Genomic DNA, 14,208 nt, shown 5'->3' on the forward strand with positions numbered 1-14,208 from the left:
CCAGTTACGCTGGAGCCGGGTTCGTCGAATGGAGCCCGGCACCAGGCCGATGTCATTGCCGGGCCGGGGTTAACAGCGGCTCGTAAAGCGTTAGCATCAACTGGGCATCCGCTTCTTTTGGATTGTTCAGTTGCTTGCGGGCGTGCCTGACCAACTTCTGTAGGTGTGAGCGATGCTCGGGCCGTTGCGCATCCCAAAAACCAGCCGGATTGGGGATAGAGGAGGTCGCCCGTTGTCGATCCTGACTCACCCTCAACCATTCGTAGCCGCGCCCGTTTTCAAAGACCACACCTTCGTCTAATAAGCCGAATTCCTGTTGTTGCAGATAGCGTCGAACCTGAAAGAGATTGTTCGCCGGCGAGATCAGCCAGTCGGGTTGGGTGTCAGCGTTGTTTTCCGAGACCGCACTGACAATCGCCTGAGTGACTTCATCGCCAACACCGGCCAGTACCAGTAAAGGCTGGGTGTTGGGTGTAAGTACCAATTGCTCTGCTGGCAGGATATGGAGTTCGTAGCCGGTCGCGCCATAACGATCCAAACGGCCTTGCAGGTCGGTCATAATCGAGTCGATCTGATCGACGAAATGCACCTGGTTCGCTCGCTCGCTTTCCAGCAACGCCAAGCCCAGCCGGCCATGATCACAACACAGGTCCCACACCTCGTCATAACCGGGTGGAATGGCATCAAACAAAGCGGTCAGTCGTTTTCCAAGTCGGGTTTTCATAGCGCTATGGTAGCGTCAACCGGCGGCGGCGTCTGCGCTTTTGAAAGGGACTGGCTGTGGCGCGACTAGTGGATTCTTACGGGCAACTAGCAATGGCCATTCAGCCTCCGGGTGAGACAGGCGATGAGTGTGCAACGCAAACGCCTCAACCATAGCTTGCGGGGTGAGGCAGCTTTTGACTGGCCCGGCATCAAGTAAGGCGCCGTCTTTTAATATCAGGACCCGGTCGGCGTATTGAGCCGCCAGGTGTATGTCGTGGACGATGGCGAGCACACCGATGCCTTCGTTGGTCAGTGCCCGCACTCGTTGGAACACTTGATGTTGGTGCGACGGGTCGAGGCTGGCTGTACATTCATCGAGAAACAAATAACGATGTGTGGCTTGTGAAGAGAGCAACTGATTCAGCACTCGGGCCAGTTGCACCCGCTGCTTTTCGCCACCGGACAGCGCCGTGTAGTGGCGCTCGGCAAGATGCGCGGTGCCGGTCAGTTCGAGTCGTTCCAGTGCGGTTTTGCGTTCTCGCGCCGGTCGATTCAGCCCGAACGGCGTGCGCCCCAAAGCCACCACTTCCCAGGCTTTGAACGGGAAACTCATCGGGCTGGCCTGAGGCATCACGGCCCGGCGTTTGGCCAGGTCCTGTTTGCAAATGCCTTGCACCGGCTCGCCATCGTAACTTAGCTCTCCCTCTTGCAAGCCCCATTCGCCACTGACGACTTTCAACAATGACGACTTACCAGCGCCATTGGCGCCGATCACCGCGACCACTTCGCCGGGTGTTAACTGAAAGGAAATTGAGTCCAGCAGGCGGCGCCCGCCTTTGGACAGGCTGAGTTGGGCAACGTTAATCATGTTGAATGCCTTCTGTGGTTTGTCGCATCAGCAAATACAAAAAGAACGGGCCGCCGAGCAGGGCGGTGATGATGCCAATCGGCAATTCGGCCGGAGCGACCAGCAAGCGAGCCAGAATGTCAGCCCAGACCAGCAGGGCGGCACCGACCAAACCGCTCAGCGGTATAAGCGCCCGATGGTCCGGCCCGAGGGCCAGGCGCACCAGGTGGGGGACAACTAGGCCAACAAAGCCGATCATTCCGGCCACCGAAACACCCGCGCCAACGGCCAGTGCCGTGAGCACAAAGACACGGCGCCTAATGCGGTCCGGGTCGATGCCGAGGTGGTCGGCGACGGATTCACCCATCAGCATTACGTTCAGTGCGCCCGCCATCAGCGGAAAACCTATTAGCGAAACACTCATCCAGGGGGCGGCGATGGCCAGGTCCCGCCAGGTGACTGACGCTAGGCTGCCCATGCTCCAGAAGGTGAAGGAGCGCAGTTCCGCATCGTCGGCCAAGTAGGTCAGCAGACCGGAAACCGCACCGCTGAACGCGGTGATGGCGACGCCAGCCAGAATCAGAGTCGTGACCTGGCTACCGCCCGGGGTCAGTTTGGCAATGCTGTAGATGACCCAGGTGACCAGTAGGGCCCCTAAAAAAGCAGCAAACGGCAAGGCCAGAAAACCAAAGGTTGCCATGAAGCCGGCCAGAATGGAGTTACCCAATACGATCACCGCCAGCGCAGCCAGTGCCGCTCCGCTGGAAACACCTATCAACCCCGGGTCGGCCAGAGGGTTGCGAAACAACCCCTGAATCGCCGCACCGGCCATGGCGAGCGACGCCCCAATCATCAACCCCATTAGCATTCGGGGCAGTCGGATATCGCCCAGCACGATGGCAACGTGCCGGGGCAGTTCCGGCAGTGTCATCGGGCTCCAGTGCATCGACCAGATGCCGAGTTCTCGCAAGCTGACCGGCACTGGCCCGAAGGCCAGGGCCGTCATAAGCGCAACGGCCAACAGCAAACCGATCAGCGCGGTAAAGAGCCGGGTGGTCATGTGCGGTCCGTCATGCGGCTCATTAAAGCCTGCAAGGCAGTACCGAGCCTCGGGCCGAAGGTGAGCAAATCCAGGTCGTCGACATTGTATAGCTGACCACTCTGAACGGCCTGGGTCAGGCTGAGAGCCGGGTTGGCTGCCAGCTCATCCAGGCTTTTCTGGCTGTGAAACACCAGAATGACGTCCGGGTTGGCATTGATGGCCGCTTCGGGCGTCAGGGGTTTGTAGCCCTGAATATCGGCGAACGCATTATTGAAACCCGCCACGTCCAGCACACCGCCCGCCAGCGTGTTACGACCGGCTACCTGAAACCCGCGCGAGCCGCCGTCCATGACGAACATGACGTTCAAGGGCCCCAGTTGGTCGGCGATTGACCGTTGGGCCTGTTCAACCTCGGCTGCCACCCGGCTAGCCAGCTCATTCCCTGCTTCGCGCTGGTCCAAAGCCGCTGCGGTGGCCTGTATTTTTGAGACCAGTCCGGCCAGTGTCGGTGTGTTGTCGAGAATGTTGATGTCGATACCGGCGGCCTGAAGTTGTGACAGTGCATCGGCCGGGCCCGCATCGGCGGTCGTGATCACGCGGTCTGGTGCCAGCGACAGGATGCCTTCAGCAGACAGCGCCCGCATGTAACCCACATCCGGGAGTTCGGTTGCGGCAGGCGGGTAGGTGCTGGTGGTATCGACACCGACCAGGTCGGCATCGGCGCCGAGTGCATAGATGATTTCAGTCAGGGAACCGTCGATGCTAACCAGGCGATCGGCACTGGCCAGACTGGCGAATCCGACAGTCGATATCAGCGTTGCCACAAGCAGGCGTGCGGTTGTTTTTGCCAGGGTCATGCCGCCACCACCGCTTTGCTGACCAGTTCATCCATCAGAGCACGCCAGTCTTCACGCTCGTGGCGGCCCTCGGCCCGTTGCCCGAAGAACTGCACCACGGAGCGTCCCTGCTCATCAAAGCCTTCCAGAGAATGCACCCAGCCGTCGACGGTGGGGCGGCGGCTGATCCAGGCGCTGGCCAGGCCCTCGGTGTTCAGGTGCAGGTTAAAGTCCGGATCCAGAATGTTGAACCAGGGGCCGGTGCGACGCAGCGTGCCCGGTACCCGGGTATGAATCTGCACCGCGCCGCGGTTGCTGACAAACGTCATCAGCGGAATCTGGCGCAGCTGGCAGGCATAGAGGGCGGTTTCGATCAGGCTGGTATCAACCTGAAGCGCCAGATCATCGTCGGCAGCTTCAAAAGCGCTCAGCCGGTCGACACCGTGGTGTTTGAGCAGGTTGTTGAACTGGTGCACATCGGTCAGGGCGCGCCAGTCATCCATCATGGCATCCGCCGAGCCAGCCAGTGAGCTGCGTTCGTAGGTGGGTGCCGCAGCGAAATCCGGTGTAATAGGGTGCTCACTGTGCTGCGCGACCAGGCTTTCCCAGTTAGCGATCTGGGTGTCAACCAGACGGTAAAGTTTGATGATGGCCGTGCCGCTTTCATCAAACACCTGAAGGCTGTGACGCTCGCCTTCTACAACGGCCAGGGTATAGCGCCAGTGCCGGAAAAACAGCCGCTGATCCTGCTCACCCAGGAACAATCCCATCATCCCGCCACCCTGAAGATCGGCAAAACGACCACTGGTTTCGTGCACGGCGTTGTCGTTGCGAACCAGAGCCATCACCCGACCGAGGTCGGGCAAATGCATGGCAAGCTCCCGACCGGTTGGTTCCAGCAATACCGACTGTGAGCCGGGCTGAGCCAGCAGAAGCTCCAGTTCGGACACTCCGAGTATATCGGCAGCGTTGCGAATGCGCAGCGAGGGTTGTTCCTGTTTCAGTTGCAGCCAGGCGCGGGCGAGGGCGGATTCAGTCATGGCGATGTCCTTGTTGTGGTGGCGTTGAGAGTGAGCGCGCGACGTTGAACACGCAGGTCTCATTGGTTATTTGATATTAAATCTCATTTGCGATTGACGCGCATTAGCGCTTGCCTCTATATTAAATAGGAATGATTATTAAATGCAAATAACAATCACATAATTTAAAGTTCGAGCACCGCTGGTGCAGCGGGCTTCCATTAGCCAAAGAGGTTGAGCGTGTCAGTCGTTGTAAAAACACCCCGAAGCATCCTTAGTCTTAATGCCCTGTCGGCAGGCCTCGCAGGCGTGCTCATGTCTGTACCGGTGTCAGCCGAGCAAGTGACCCTGCAACCGCTGGTGGTGACGGGGACCTTGTCGGAGGTCACCGCAGAGGATAGCCCGGTGGCGGTTCGGGTGATTGATCGGGAGACGCTGGCGTCGACGCAGGCAGTTACGCTGGAAGACCTGCTGGCGGATATTCCCGGGTTGCAGTTGAAGCAAACTCACGGCCAGACCGGTGCCTCGGTGTTGCTTAATGGTCTGTCTGAAAAGCATGTTCTGATCATGCGCGACGGCGTGCCACTGAATCAGGTCAACGAGTCGACCATTGATACCCGGTCGCTGCGCCTGGCCGACATTGAACGCATTGAAGTGGTGTCGGCCAATGCGTCGGCACTGTATGGCAGTGCGGCGATGGGCGGGGTTATCAATCTGATCAGCCGCGAGCCCCAGGGCCCGGAATTCGAGATCGGCGTTAATGCACGCCAGTACGAAGCGGAGACCGAGCGGCTGCCCACTCAGATCGACTGGGCGGGGCGTGTCGCCGTACCCATTCCGGGTGGCTATTCGGCCACCACCTGGTCGCTGACACAGGATGCCGGTCTGGATAAAACACCTGAGACCTGGGCAGAGGATGTGCCCAGCGGATTCGGCTGGTCGCTGGCGCAGCGCTTCGATGTTTACGCGAAGCGTGACCATCGCCTGAGTCTGAACTGGAGCGGGTCGGATCTGACCAAACCCGGTGCCCATGCCTTGACCGGCAACCCGAACCGAAGCTTGGTTACCGACCAGCGTGTGTCTGCCCAGTACCAGGCAACGAGCGATCGGCTCGATGTTATTGCTTCCGCAGGGCTCGGCTGGGGTGTTTCCGAGCAGGATAAGCTGGGCAGCGAGGGCACGGATCTGCGCCGCGAATACGCGCTGTGGAATACGGCTTTGGAGGGTCGCTGGAGTCTGACTCAGGGCATGCACGATGCCGTGCTCGGCGGCAAAGTCAGTGCGGCTGGGCTGGAACAGGAAAAGGCGGATTTAAACGCGCCCAGCGAAGACGAGATTGCCCCGGTCGATCAGCAGAGCCTGGAACTGTTTGCCCAGGACAGCTGGTTCGCGACCGATCGACTGGAGCTGGTCGGTGGTTTGCGCGGCCACTGGGATGAAGCCTACGGTGTGCACTGGGCGCCGAATCTGGCCAGCCGGTTCGATGTGACCACGAACAGTTATGTGCGAGCCAGTCTCGGGCTCGGTTATCGGGTACCGGATCTGAAAGAACGGTATTACCAGTTCGATCACAGTCAGTTGCACGGCTATCGCGTAACCGGCAACCCGGAACTTGAACCGGAGACGTCGGTTGCGGCCCAGCTTGAGTGGGTGATCGATCCGGTGTCGATGGAGCTGTTCTACCGGGACATTGAGCAATTGATTGTTACTGCTGAGGCGGAGAGTGATGAACCCGGCGTAACAGTCTACCAGTATCAGAACATCGACCGGGCTGAAGTGTATGGCGTGAGTCTTTCGGCCGAGCATCAGTTGGGTTCGCATCAAGTGTCTGCTCATGCTCAGTGGCTGCATGCGGTCGCCCTGGCGACCGGCGACCGGCTGGCCCAGCGGCCGGAATACACCTTTGGGCTGACGCATGAATGGGCATTGGGCAAACAACGGCCGGTCACACTGCGTACTCAAATCGCCCATACCGGCCCGCAATTTTATGGGGAAGATGAAACTTTGCCCGTCGACCCATACACCCTGGTGGACGTCTCGCTGAGTTATCAGTTAACGCCCGCCTGGATGCTGACTTCAGCGATTAACAACCTCACCAATGAAATGTCACCTAGCGATGGTACGGCCGATGGCCTGCCTATTGGCGGCCGCCAATATGCGCTGGGCATTCGTTACCGGCATCCGTTTTGAAAGATTGGCGCCATTAGTTCGTGCGGGCCACCGGGTAAGCCTATCCGGGGTCGGCGTAGATCCATCCATGGAGCCTAGATCGCAGCATCCATGCTGCGAACTACCCCGGATAGGCTCACCCGGCAGCCCGCACTTGGTTTGTTGCCGACCAAGAATTTTAGACCTAAAGATGTGTAGTTAGTTGAGAAGCAATCCCCGTAACCCTGAATTAAGTAGTTAATTTCAAGGAGATTTTTTATGAAGGTTAATAGTTGGCTAGTTACAATGGCCGCATCCACCGTATTATTGAGTGGGTGTAATGTCGAAGAGAAGGATGATCCTGAAACCGGAGGTGGCTCTTCACAAAATGATAATTTCAAGTCACTTCAGGTTGATGCTAATTCGGAGTGGGCTTACGTAGATTTTTCTACTGACTCAGAGGTGTCGGCAGGCGACGATTGGGATCTGGCATTCCAGTCCACCAGTATTCGCAGTAACTCAACTCGCACTCAGTTAGCGTTGGCTGCTCCTCAGGATGATTTTTTTGACTCTGGAGAGCCAAACGTTAACGTTTGGACAAATGCGACTGCCGGCTCGGAACTGGAGCATTTACTAGCCAGCTATAGTGTGGATGACCTGGAGTTCTCCCAGGACAGCATTGATGCGGTTGTTGGGCGTGATGGTGTTGAATTTTACGAATATGTTCCACCAATGTCTTTTTCAGCCAACTCTGATGCCTGGTGGTTGATTCGCTCTGCAGAGGGTGACAGCTACGCCAAAGTTAATTTTACAACGGTTAACTATGACCCCACACCCGGCGTCCATGCAGTCACTGTAGAGGCCGATTTCTTTGTTAAAGGCAGCGATGATGCTGAATTTTCCAGCACAGCAGTTACATGGACACGAGACGAGGACAGCGAAAATTGCTTCGATTTCGACAGCGCCGCAGTTGTGGATTGCGGCTCTGACGCGTGGGATGTCCAGTACGCTAGTATTAATCGCAGTATGATGATTCTTGTCAATGGGGGTTACAGCGGTAGTCATCAGGGTGGCGTATTCGTTACTGATGACAGTGTTCCTTCGAATGAACTGTATGCGATGGAAAAAGCTGATGTTGATGGAATCGACGTCTCTACTCTTGAAGAGGGTAATTTTGTTACAGATGCCGAATCTACAGAGAACATGTTTTACAATCTCAGAGGCGAGTTCGGGAGTGACTATAACGACTGGTATGCCTATGCCCTGTTAGGTGGGCATGGTATTTACCCCAACTTCCGAGTATACGCAGTTAAAGAAACAGATACCGATGATGTAACCCTGGTTCAGGTCGTGAACTACTACAATGATGCTGACGAAAGTGGTCATGTTACTGTCCGGTATCGCGCGTTAGATTGATACAGGATGTGATTGAATAGCCGGGTGTACTCCCGGCTTTTTAGTGCCTGGAATTTAATGCACCGATTGAGTTCGGAGCACAAGAGCGCAAGAGCATGAGGAAATGCTGTTAAAGGTAGGCTTGGTGTTGGTGTTGGTGAGGCTCGAAGAGGGCTTGTGGTAGTCCGTCTATTGATTAACTCAATTCAACTTAAAATCAATCGGCACAGACACAGCAAGCCCCCCGTTGCCCGCTTCTTCAGGCAAAGCTGGCAAACCGGAAATACGTTCGATCATGGCGATGGCCGATTCGTCCAGCAGGTTGTAGCCGGAGCTTGAATCCAGGGTGATGCCGGCGATGCTTCCGTCCGTTTCTATGCGCAAGGCAATTTGCACCCGGCCTTCCTGACGGCGGCGCAAGGCGCTTCGGGGGTAGTCGAAGCTGAGCCGCAGTTCCTGCATTAAGGCGGCGAGGTAGGTGTCGTAGAGTTGTTCTCTCAGCACCGCCTGTTGACTGGCGGCTATGGCCGATTCGGTTTCTGTGTTGGCAGAGCCGGATGTGTTGGGGCTGACTGTAGGTTCAGCGTTTTCAGGTAACGTCGCGTTCGATTGATTGGCAATCTGAACGGGTTCCGGTTCAATTTCTGGCTCTGGCTCTGGCTCTGGCTCTGGCTCTGGCTCTGGCTCTGGCTCTGGCTCTGGCTCTGGCTCTGGGATTGTTTCGGGTTCGGGAGCCAACTCAGGTATGGGTTCCGGGGTCAGTTCAGTTTCTGGCTCAGGCTCGGGCTCGGGCTCGGGTTTTGGTGTCTGCTCTGGTTCCGGCTGCGGCTCGGGTTTTGGTTCAGGCTCGGGTACCGAAACGGTATGGGTCGAGGGGCCTGAACTGGCGATTACCCGGTGGTTCTCTTGCACTATCGCTGGTGGCGCTTGTTCCGGAGCAGGCCTGGCTGCCTGGTTGAGCTGCAGCGCAATGGGAGGCGGTGGTGAGGGTTGGCTCTTTAACAAGATTGCCGGTGTCTGGGTCTGGGCAATAACGATCGCCAGTGCCAGGTGGGTCAGCAAAGAGGCGCCAATAGCCAGGCCTGTCTGTCGGGTTTGCATTGAGTTGACAGGGCCAGACTGATGTTGATTGAGGGTGTCGATTGGAGACATCGCTGAGCTGAACCGGTCTAAAAACAGGCAGCTATTATAGCCGACGAGATTGTAAATAAAAGTGATTCGCAATAACATTGTGAGACTCGTTGCTAACGGAGTCCGCTTCCCATGTCTGAATCAATCTCCTCCAGGTCCATTCGTTATGCCAGCCGGTTGCAGGGTGAGTCCCTGACGGTGGGTTATGACGCCGCCCCTATTCTCAACGATGTCGATTTTCAGGTTCCGGATGGCCAGGTGACGATTTTGGTAGGTCCCAATGGCAGCGGCAAATCAACGCTGCTGAAGGCGCTCGCACGAATTCTGACGCCAACCGAGGGGCAGGTGCTACTCGATGGTCAGGACATTCACCGCAGCAAGACCCGGGAAGTCGCGAAAAAGCTGGGATTGTTACCGCAGGGCCCCGTGGCGCCAGAAGGGCTGACGGTGCGTGAGTTGGTGGCTCAGGGCCGGTTTCCGCATCAGTCACTGCTGCGGCAGTGGTCGAGCGAGGATGAACGCGCCGTCAACGACGCCATGACGGTCGCCAAGGTGATCGATTTTGCCGACCGGCCGGTCGATGGGCTGTCGGGCGGTCAACGTCAGCGTTGCTGGATTGCCATGGTTCTGGCGCAGCAGACCGATCTGGTGTTGCTTGATGAGCCCACAACGTTTCTGGATCTGAAAGTTCAGGTCGATTTGATGGAGCTGCTGGTGCAGTTGGCGCATCAAATGGGCCGTACGCTGGTGGTGGTGTTGCACGAACTGAACCTGGCCGCCGCTTATGCGGATACGCTGGTCATGCTGCGTGACGGCGCGATTATGCAATGGGGCGCGCCGTCGGATGTTTTTACCAGTGCCAATCTAAAAGCGGTGTTTGATCTGGATGCCCACGTCATTCGGGACCCGCACTCCAAGCGTCTGATCTGTGTGCCGACGTCTGCGCCGGAGCCAGCTCAGCACGTTGAGGTCGGCGTTCGCATCGCATGACCACCCAGGCTAGCCATAACGCCATGTCATCATCGACCGCAGACAGCACCTCGGGGGCCTGGCTGGCATACAGCGCCGGGTTGCCGGTTGTGGTCGGTGTGCTGGCGCTGATGTTTGGCTGGCACATTGCTGTGGGGGCCAAATCGCTGCCGTTGTCGACGGTGTTGAACGCCCTGGTTTCATACGACGCCACCCAGTTCGACCATATGATTGTTCGCGATTTGCGTCTGCCCCGCGCCGTTATTGCGGTGCTGGTAGGGGCAGCGCTCAGTGTGGCGGGTGCGCTGATGCAGGGTGTTACGCGCAATCCGCTGGCGGAACCGGGCATTCTGGGGCTGATGGCCGGAGCCTCCTTTGCTGTGGTGATGACGATTGGTGTGTTTCAGACGGTACCGACCGTCTGGTTGCCGTGGGTTGCGGCCGTGGGCGCCATGGTCACGGCGGTCGTGGTTTGGTTGATCGCCCAGTGGGCGCCTGGCGGTGCCACGCCACTGACGCTGACGCTGGCCGGTGCGGCAATAACGGCGTTTCTGGGCGCATTGATTTCTGTTACGCATTTGCTCAATCAGGAGACGTTTGAACAACTGCGAGTCTGGCTGGCGGGGTCGCTGTCAGGCCGGCGGGTCGATGTCTTGTCGGTAGCGGCGCCCTGGTTGTGTCTGGCGCTTGGGTTGGCCATGGTGCTGTCTCGCAAGGTGACGGTGCTGGCCATGGGCGACGATGTGGCTCGTGGTCTCGGTGTTCGTACTGGCTGGCTCAAAGTGCAGGTGCTTCTTTGTGTCGTGGTGCTGACCGCCTGTTCGGTCGCGTTGGCCGGCCCATTGGGCTTTGTCGGGCTGGTCATTCCCCATGTGGTGCGGCTTTTCATCGGTTCAGATTATCGCTGGATCGTGCCTTATTCGGCGCTGGTTGGTGGGGCCTATTTGCTGGGTGTCGATATCATCGCCCGGCTGGCCTTACGGCCCCAGGAAATTGCCACCGGCATTATGACCGCCATGGTCGGCGCGCCGCTGTTTATCCATCTGGTTCGGCAACGGGCGTCCTGATATGACCCTACGTTCAGCTCACTACTGGGTACTGCGGCTTCCGGGCGAGTGGTTGTCGTTTCGACTGCCGGTTAGAGCGTTAGTGTTGGCGCTTTTGCTGACAATCGGTCTGCTGTCGCTGATAACGCTTAGCCTGACCATTGGCAGTTACGAGATGTCATTGCGTGAGGTGCTCAGCACCTTGCTAGGTGACGAAGTCTCCAGGCAAATGACAACAGTGGTGTGGGAGTTCCGGTTCCCGCGCACCCTGGTAGCCGCCTTTGTCGGTACCATGCTGGCGCTTTCCGGTGCCGCCTTGCAGAACGTGACCCGCAATGGCCTGGCAGACCCCTCGCTGGTGGGCATTTCCCAGGGCGCGAGTCTGGCCGTGGTTGCGTTGACAGTGATTTGGCCAGACCAGAGTTCCGCACTGCGGCCCTGGGTGGCGTTTGCTGGCTCTTTGCTCGTCGCAGCTCTGATTCAGGGGTTGAGCTGGAACCGTCGCGGTGGCAGTTCGATTCGGTTTATTTTAATGGGCATTGGCGTGGCCGCCTTCATCAGCGCTATCACCTCAGCGCTGATGACCTATGGTCAGATCGACCGGGCCATGTCGGCCCTGGCCTGGCTCAGCGGCAGCATTAACGCCGCGGGTTGGCCTGAAGTGCGGATGGTGGCGGTATGGTGTGCCGTGCTGATGCCGCCGTTGCTGATTCTCAGCCGCTCAATGTCGGCATTGCAAATGGGCGAGAGCACCGCTGTGGGCCTCGGCGTTCGTGCCAGCGTTATTCGTTATGCGCTGATCAGTGTGGCGGTCGGTCTCGCCGCCATCGCCACGGCTGCAGTTGGCCCGCTGGGGTTTGTCGGGCTGATTGCACCTCATATGGCACGGCGACTGGCACGCAGCGGCGTTGGTATTCACCTGCTATTAACGGCTTTGATTGGCGCCTTTGTGGTGACCCTGGCGGATCTTCTGGGGCGCGCCCTGTTTGCGCCAATTCAGATTCCAGCGGGTCTGGTCACGGCCATTATCGGGGTGCCGGTGTTCATTTATCTGTTGCAGAAATCCCAGGCCAAAAGCGCGCTGTGATACGCCTGGCCGGGTTGCTCTGAAATTCAGAAACAGGAGTTCGTTTTGACCGCGTTTTGCGCCCAAATAAGCCGGGATGTTGCCGAGCCCTTACCGGGGACGGGTGGGCACCCGGGCGCCAATCTGTTGTTGAGCTGGCCCTTTAGTCGCTGGTCGAAAACCTTTAATCAGGCAAAGGACATGACCGCCGATGAAATGGGCGCCATAGCAGCTTTGGCTAAGGCCGGCCGGCGTCTGAACCTGATTGACCGGAAGGCTCAGCCACGGACAGCACATCGCGCCTATTTGATGCCGGAGTCGCGTGCCTTTGATGTACCGCGGACTGAGCTGGTTGCTTTTTTATCGGCATTGGAAGCAGGGCAGTCGCTGGCTGACTGGGAAGTCTCAGACATACCCAACTCAGTGGTGCTGTGCTGCACTCATGGTAAAAAAGACCGATGCTGCGCCAAGTTCGGCAATGCGAGCTACAAGGCGCTCACGGCTGCAGCAGAGGCACGGCCGGAGACTGTCGAAATCTGGCAGAGCACACATTTGGGTGGTTGCCGGCTAGCGACATCGATTCTGGTGTTTCCGCAGGCCCGAAAATACGGTCGTGTTGATGCTGACATGGCCGACGCCTTTCTGGATGCGGAGAGGAATGATCGTCCCTTTTTACCGTGCTACCGGGGGGACCGCTTATTGTCGCCGGAACAGCAGGTCGCTGAAGTGGCGATTCGAGAGCATCTTGCGCAGCAGTCTATCTGGCCGGATAGGCTGGAGCCAGAGAGTGATACCGACCTTGACGGAGGCCGCAAGACAATCACGCTGCGCTGGCGATCCGGCTCGGAGTGCGGTCAGTTAAGTGTGCTGCTGGCACCCGAGACGGTTCAGCGCTTTGGAACCTGCACCGCCATGGACGATGGCGAAGAACCTGTTGCTCACAACACCTGGCAGGTTGTGTCTGTATTTTCGCAAGACAGCCTGATTGCTCTCGCTTCACAACCTTAATTCATCCTTCCACTGCACAGGGAATTACCATGCCGATTAAACTGGCTCTAATGGCCGTTATTCTGTTTTCCAGTACCGCTGTCTGGGCTTTCCCGGAATCCTTTGACCATAAATATGGGACCACCACCCTGACCGAAGCGCCAGAGCGCATTGTCTCAATCGGTTACAGCGACCACGATGATCTGCTGGCACTGGGCCAAAAACCTCTGGCCGTGCGCGACTGGTACGGCGATATGGACAAAGCCACCTGGCCCTGGGCGGCCGACCTGTGGGGAAGCACTGATCCGGTGGTGTTGCCTTTTGGTGAGTTGGATATGGAAACCATTGCTGCCCTGGAGCCGGATTTGATCGTCGGCTTGTCGTCGGGTATCAGTGCCGAGCACTATCAGCAGCTCAGTTTAATTGCACCAACACTGCCACAGTCGGGCGACTATATTGAATGGGGCATGCCCTGGCATGAGCGGACGCTGTGGATCGGTCGGGCAGTGGGCAGGTTGCCGGAAGCCGAAGCCATGGTAGAGGACGTTGAGCAGCGGTTTGAGTCAGTGACTGAACAACATCCGGAACTTGGGGGCATGCAAGCTGCCATCGCTTATTACTGGGAAGGCCAGTTGGGCGTATACAGTGACAACGATTTGCGCGGTGTTTTTCTGGAACGACTGGGGCTTAACATTCCTGAGGCCATCAATGACCTGGCGGGTGATCGATTCTACAGTGAGCTGAGCCTTGAAGAGCTTTCCCTGCTGAATGTTGATGCCCTCATCTGGCTGTCGACCGGTGACGCTCAGGCCGATGCAGACAAAGTACCCGGCCGGGAGCTGATGCCGTTTCATCAACAGGGCCGCGAAATTTATGTCGATAAAGAGTTGGGCGGTGCCTTTTCATTCATGTCGCCGCTGAGCATTCATTTTATTTTTGATGAGCTGGTGCCACAGATTGTTCAGGTTGTGGACACTCAACGCTGAATTGTTGAACCGAATTAAGCGCATCGATTGC

Annotated in this window: 13 protein-coding genes; 7 read left to right on the forward strand and 6 right to left on the reverse strand. The window is 57.7% G+C overall.

Annotated elements, in window-relative coordinates:
• Positions 1-52 precede the first annotated feature (52 nt).
• The 5 genes from ACHUE7_RS04030 to ACHUE7_RS04050 are packed head-to-tail and all read right to left on the reverse strand — an operon-like array spanning position 53 to position 4,470.
• The gene (locus tag ACHUE7_RS04030; RefSeq protein ID WP_394168854.1) at positions 53-724 is read right to left on the reverse strand and encodes a tRNA (adenine(22)-N(1))-methyltransferase TrmK; all 672 of its coding nucleotides are present in this window, start codon (positions 722-724) and stop codon (positions 53-55) included.
• Positions 725-739: 15 nt separating this feature from the next.
• The gene (locus ACHUE7_RS04035; protein WP_394168855.1) at positions 740-1,573 is read right to left on the reverse strand and encodes a heme ABC transporter ATP-binding protein; all 834 of its coding nucleotides are present in this window, start codon (positions 1,571-1,573) and stop codon (positions 740-742) included.
• On the reverse strand, positions 1,566-2,612 hold the full coding sequence (locus ACHUE7_RS04040) for a FecCD family ABC transporter permease (RefSeq protein ID WP_394168856.1): 1,047 nt from the start codon (positions 2,610-2,612) through the stop codon (positions 1,566-1,568). The genes ACHUE7_RS04035 and ACHUE7_RS04040 overlap by 8 nt, the downstream gene beginning before the upstream one ends.
• The gene (locus ACHUE7_RS04045) at positions 2,609-3,451 is read right to left on the reverse strand and encodes a heme/hemin ABC transporter substrate-binding protein (RefSeq protein WP_394168857.1); all 843 of its coding nucleotides are present in this window, start codon (positions 3,449-3,451) and stop codon (positions 2,609-2,611) included. Before ACHUE7_RS04045 ends, ACHUE7_RS04040 begins: the two co-directional genes overlap by 4 nt.
• On the reverse strand, positions 3,448-4,470 hold the full coding sequence (locus ACHUE7_RS04050; protein WP_394168858.1) for a hemin-degrading factor: 1,023 nt from the start codon (positions 4,468-4,470) through the stop codon (positions 3,448-3,450). The genes ACHUE7_RS04045 and ACHUE7_RS04050 overlap by 4 nt, the downstream gene beginning before the upstream one ends.
• 294 nt (positions 4,471-4,764) lie before the next feature.
• Here ACHUE7_RS04050 and ACHUE7_RS04055 point away from each other — a divergent pair, with 294 nt between their 5' ends.
• A complete protein-coding gene (locus ACHUE7_RS04055) occupies positions 4,765-6,639 on the forward strand; it encodes a TonB-dependent receptor plug domain-containing protein (RefSeq protein WP_394168859.1) in 1,875 nt (624 codons plus the stop codon).
• Between the two features lie 237 nt (positions 6,640-6,876).
• On the forward strand, positions 6,877-8,013 hold the full coding sequence (locus tag ACHUE7_RS04060) for an HmuY family protein (protein ID WP_394168860.1): 1,137 nt from the start codon (positions 6,877-6,879) through the stop codon (positions 8,011-8,013).
• A 180-nt stretch (positions 8,014-8,193) separates the two neighbouring features.
• On the opposite strand, the gene ACHUE7_RS04065 is transcribed toward ACHUE7_RS04060, so the two are convergent.
• Positions 8,194-9,093: an energy transducer TonB gene (locus ACHUE7_RS04065; protein WP_394168861.1), complete on the reverse strand. Its 900-nt coding sequence runs from the start codon at positions 9,091-9,093 to the stop codon at positions 8,194-8,196.
• Positions 9,094-9,255: 162 nt separating this feature from the next.
• Between ACHUE7_RS04065 and ACHUE7_RS04070 the strand changes: the two genes are divergently transcribed.
• The 5 genes from ACHUE7_RS04070 to ACHUE7_RS04090 are packed head-to-tail and all read left to right on the forward strand — an operon-like array spanning position 9,256 to position 14,177.
• Positions 9,256-10,113, forward strand: a complete 858-nt coding sequence (locus ACHUE7_RS04070; protein WP_394168862.1) for an ABC transporter ATP-binding protein — start codon at positions 9,256-9,258, stop codon at positions 10,111-10,113.
• The gene (locus ACHUE7_RS04075; protein ID WP_394168863.1) at positions 10,110-11,159 is read left to right on the forward strand and encodes a FecCD family ABC transporter permease; all 1,050 of its coding nucleotides are present in this window, start codon (positions 10,110-10,112) and stop codon (positions 11,157-11,159) included. The genes ACHUE7_RS04070 and ACHUE7_RS04075 overlap by 4 nt, the downstream gene beginning before the upstream one ends.
• Position 11,160: 1 nt before the next feature.
• Positions 11,161-12,225, forward strand: coding sequence for a FecCD family ABC transporter permease (locus ACHUE7_RS04080; RefSeq protein WP_394168864.1), 1,065 nt, complete (start codon positions 11,161-11,163; stop codon positions 12,223-12,225).
• Between the two features lie 45 nt (positions 12,226-12,270).
• Complete coding sequence (locus tag ACHUE7_RS04085; RefSeq protein WP_394168865.1) at positions 12,271-13,212, forward strand: sucrase ferredoxin; 942 nt, start codon at positions 12,271-12,273, stop codon at positions 13,210-13,212.
• Positions 13,213-13,241: 29 nt separating this feature from the next.
• Positions 13,242-14,177, forward strand: a complete 936-nt coding sequence (locus ACHUE7_RS04090; protein WP_394168866.1) for an ABC transporter substrate-binding protein — start codon at positions 13,242-13,244, stop codon at positions 14,175-14,177.
• Positions 14,178-14,208 lie beyond the last annotated feature (31 nt).

Origin of the sequence: Saccharospirillum alexandrii (assembly GCF_043641555.1) — a bacterium.
GTDB lineage: Bacteria > Pseudomonadota > Gammaproteobacteria > Pseudomonadales > Natronospirillaceae > Saccharospirillum > Saccharospirillum alexandrii_A.

Bases quoted from the DNA above. Each gene is read 5' to 3' on its own strand.
- ACHUE7_RS04035 (WP_394168855.1), bottom strand. From the start codon at position 1,573: ATGATTAACGTTGCCCAACTCAGCCTGTCCAAAGGCGGGCGCCGCCTG.
- ACHUE7_RS04040 (WP_394168856.1), bottom strand. From the start codon at position 2,612: ATGACCACCCGGCTCTTTACCGCGCTGATCGGTTTGCTGTTGGCCGTT.
- ACHUE7_RS04075 (WP_394168863.1), top strand. From the start codon at position 10,110: ATGACCACCCAGGCTAGCCATAACGCCATGTCATCATCGACCGCAGAC.
- ACHUE7_RS04030 (WP_394168854.1), bottom strand. From the start codon at position 724: ATGAAAACCCGACTTGGAAAACGACTGACCGCTTTGTTTGATGCCATT.
- ACHUE7_RS04070 (WP_394168862.1), top strand. From the start codon at position 9,256: ATGTCTGAATCAATCTCCTCCAGGTCCATTCGTTATGCCAGCCGGTTG.
- ACHUE7_RS04065 (WP_394168861.1), bottom strand. From the start codon at position 9,093: ATGCAAACCCGACAGACAGGCCTGGCTATTGGCGCCTCTTTGCTGACC.
- ACHUE7_RS04090 (WP_394168866.1), top strand. From the start codon at position 13,242: ATGCCGATTAAACTGGCTCTAATGGCCGTTATTCTGTTTTCCAGTACC.
- ACHUE7_RS04045 (WP_394168857.1), bottom strand. From the start codon at position 3,451: ATGACCCTGGCAAAAACAACCGCACGCCTGCTTGTGGCAACGCTGATA.
- ACHUE7_RS04055 (WP_394168859.1), top strand. From the start codon at position 4,765: ATGTCTGTACCGGTGTCAGCCGAGCAAGTGACCCTGCAACCGCTGGTG.
- ACHUE7_RS04050 (WP_394168858.1), bottom strand. From the start codon at position 4,470: ATGACTGAATCCGCCCTCGCCCGCGCCTGGCTGCAACTGAAACAGGAA.
- ACHUE7_RS04060 (WP_394168860.1), top strand. From the start codon at position 6,877: ATGAAGGTTAATAGTTGGCTAGTTACAATGGCCGCATCCACCGTATTA.
- ACHUE7_RS04080 (WP_394168864.1), top strand. From the start codon at position 11,161: ATGACCCTACGTTCAGCTCACTACTGGGTACTGCGGCTTCCGGGCGAG.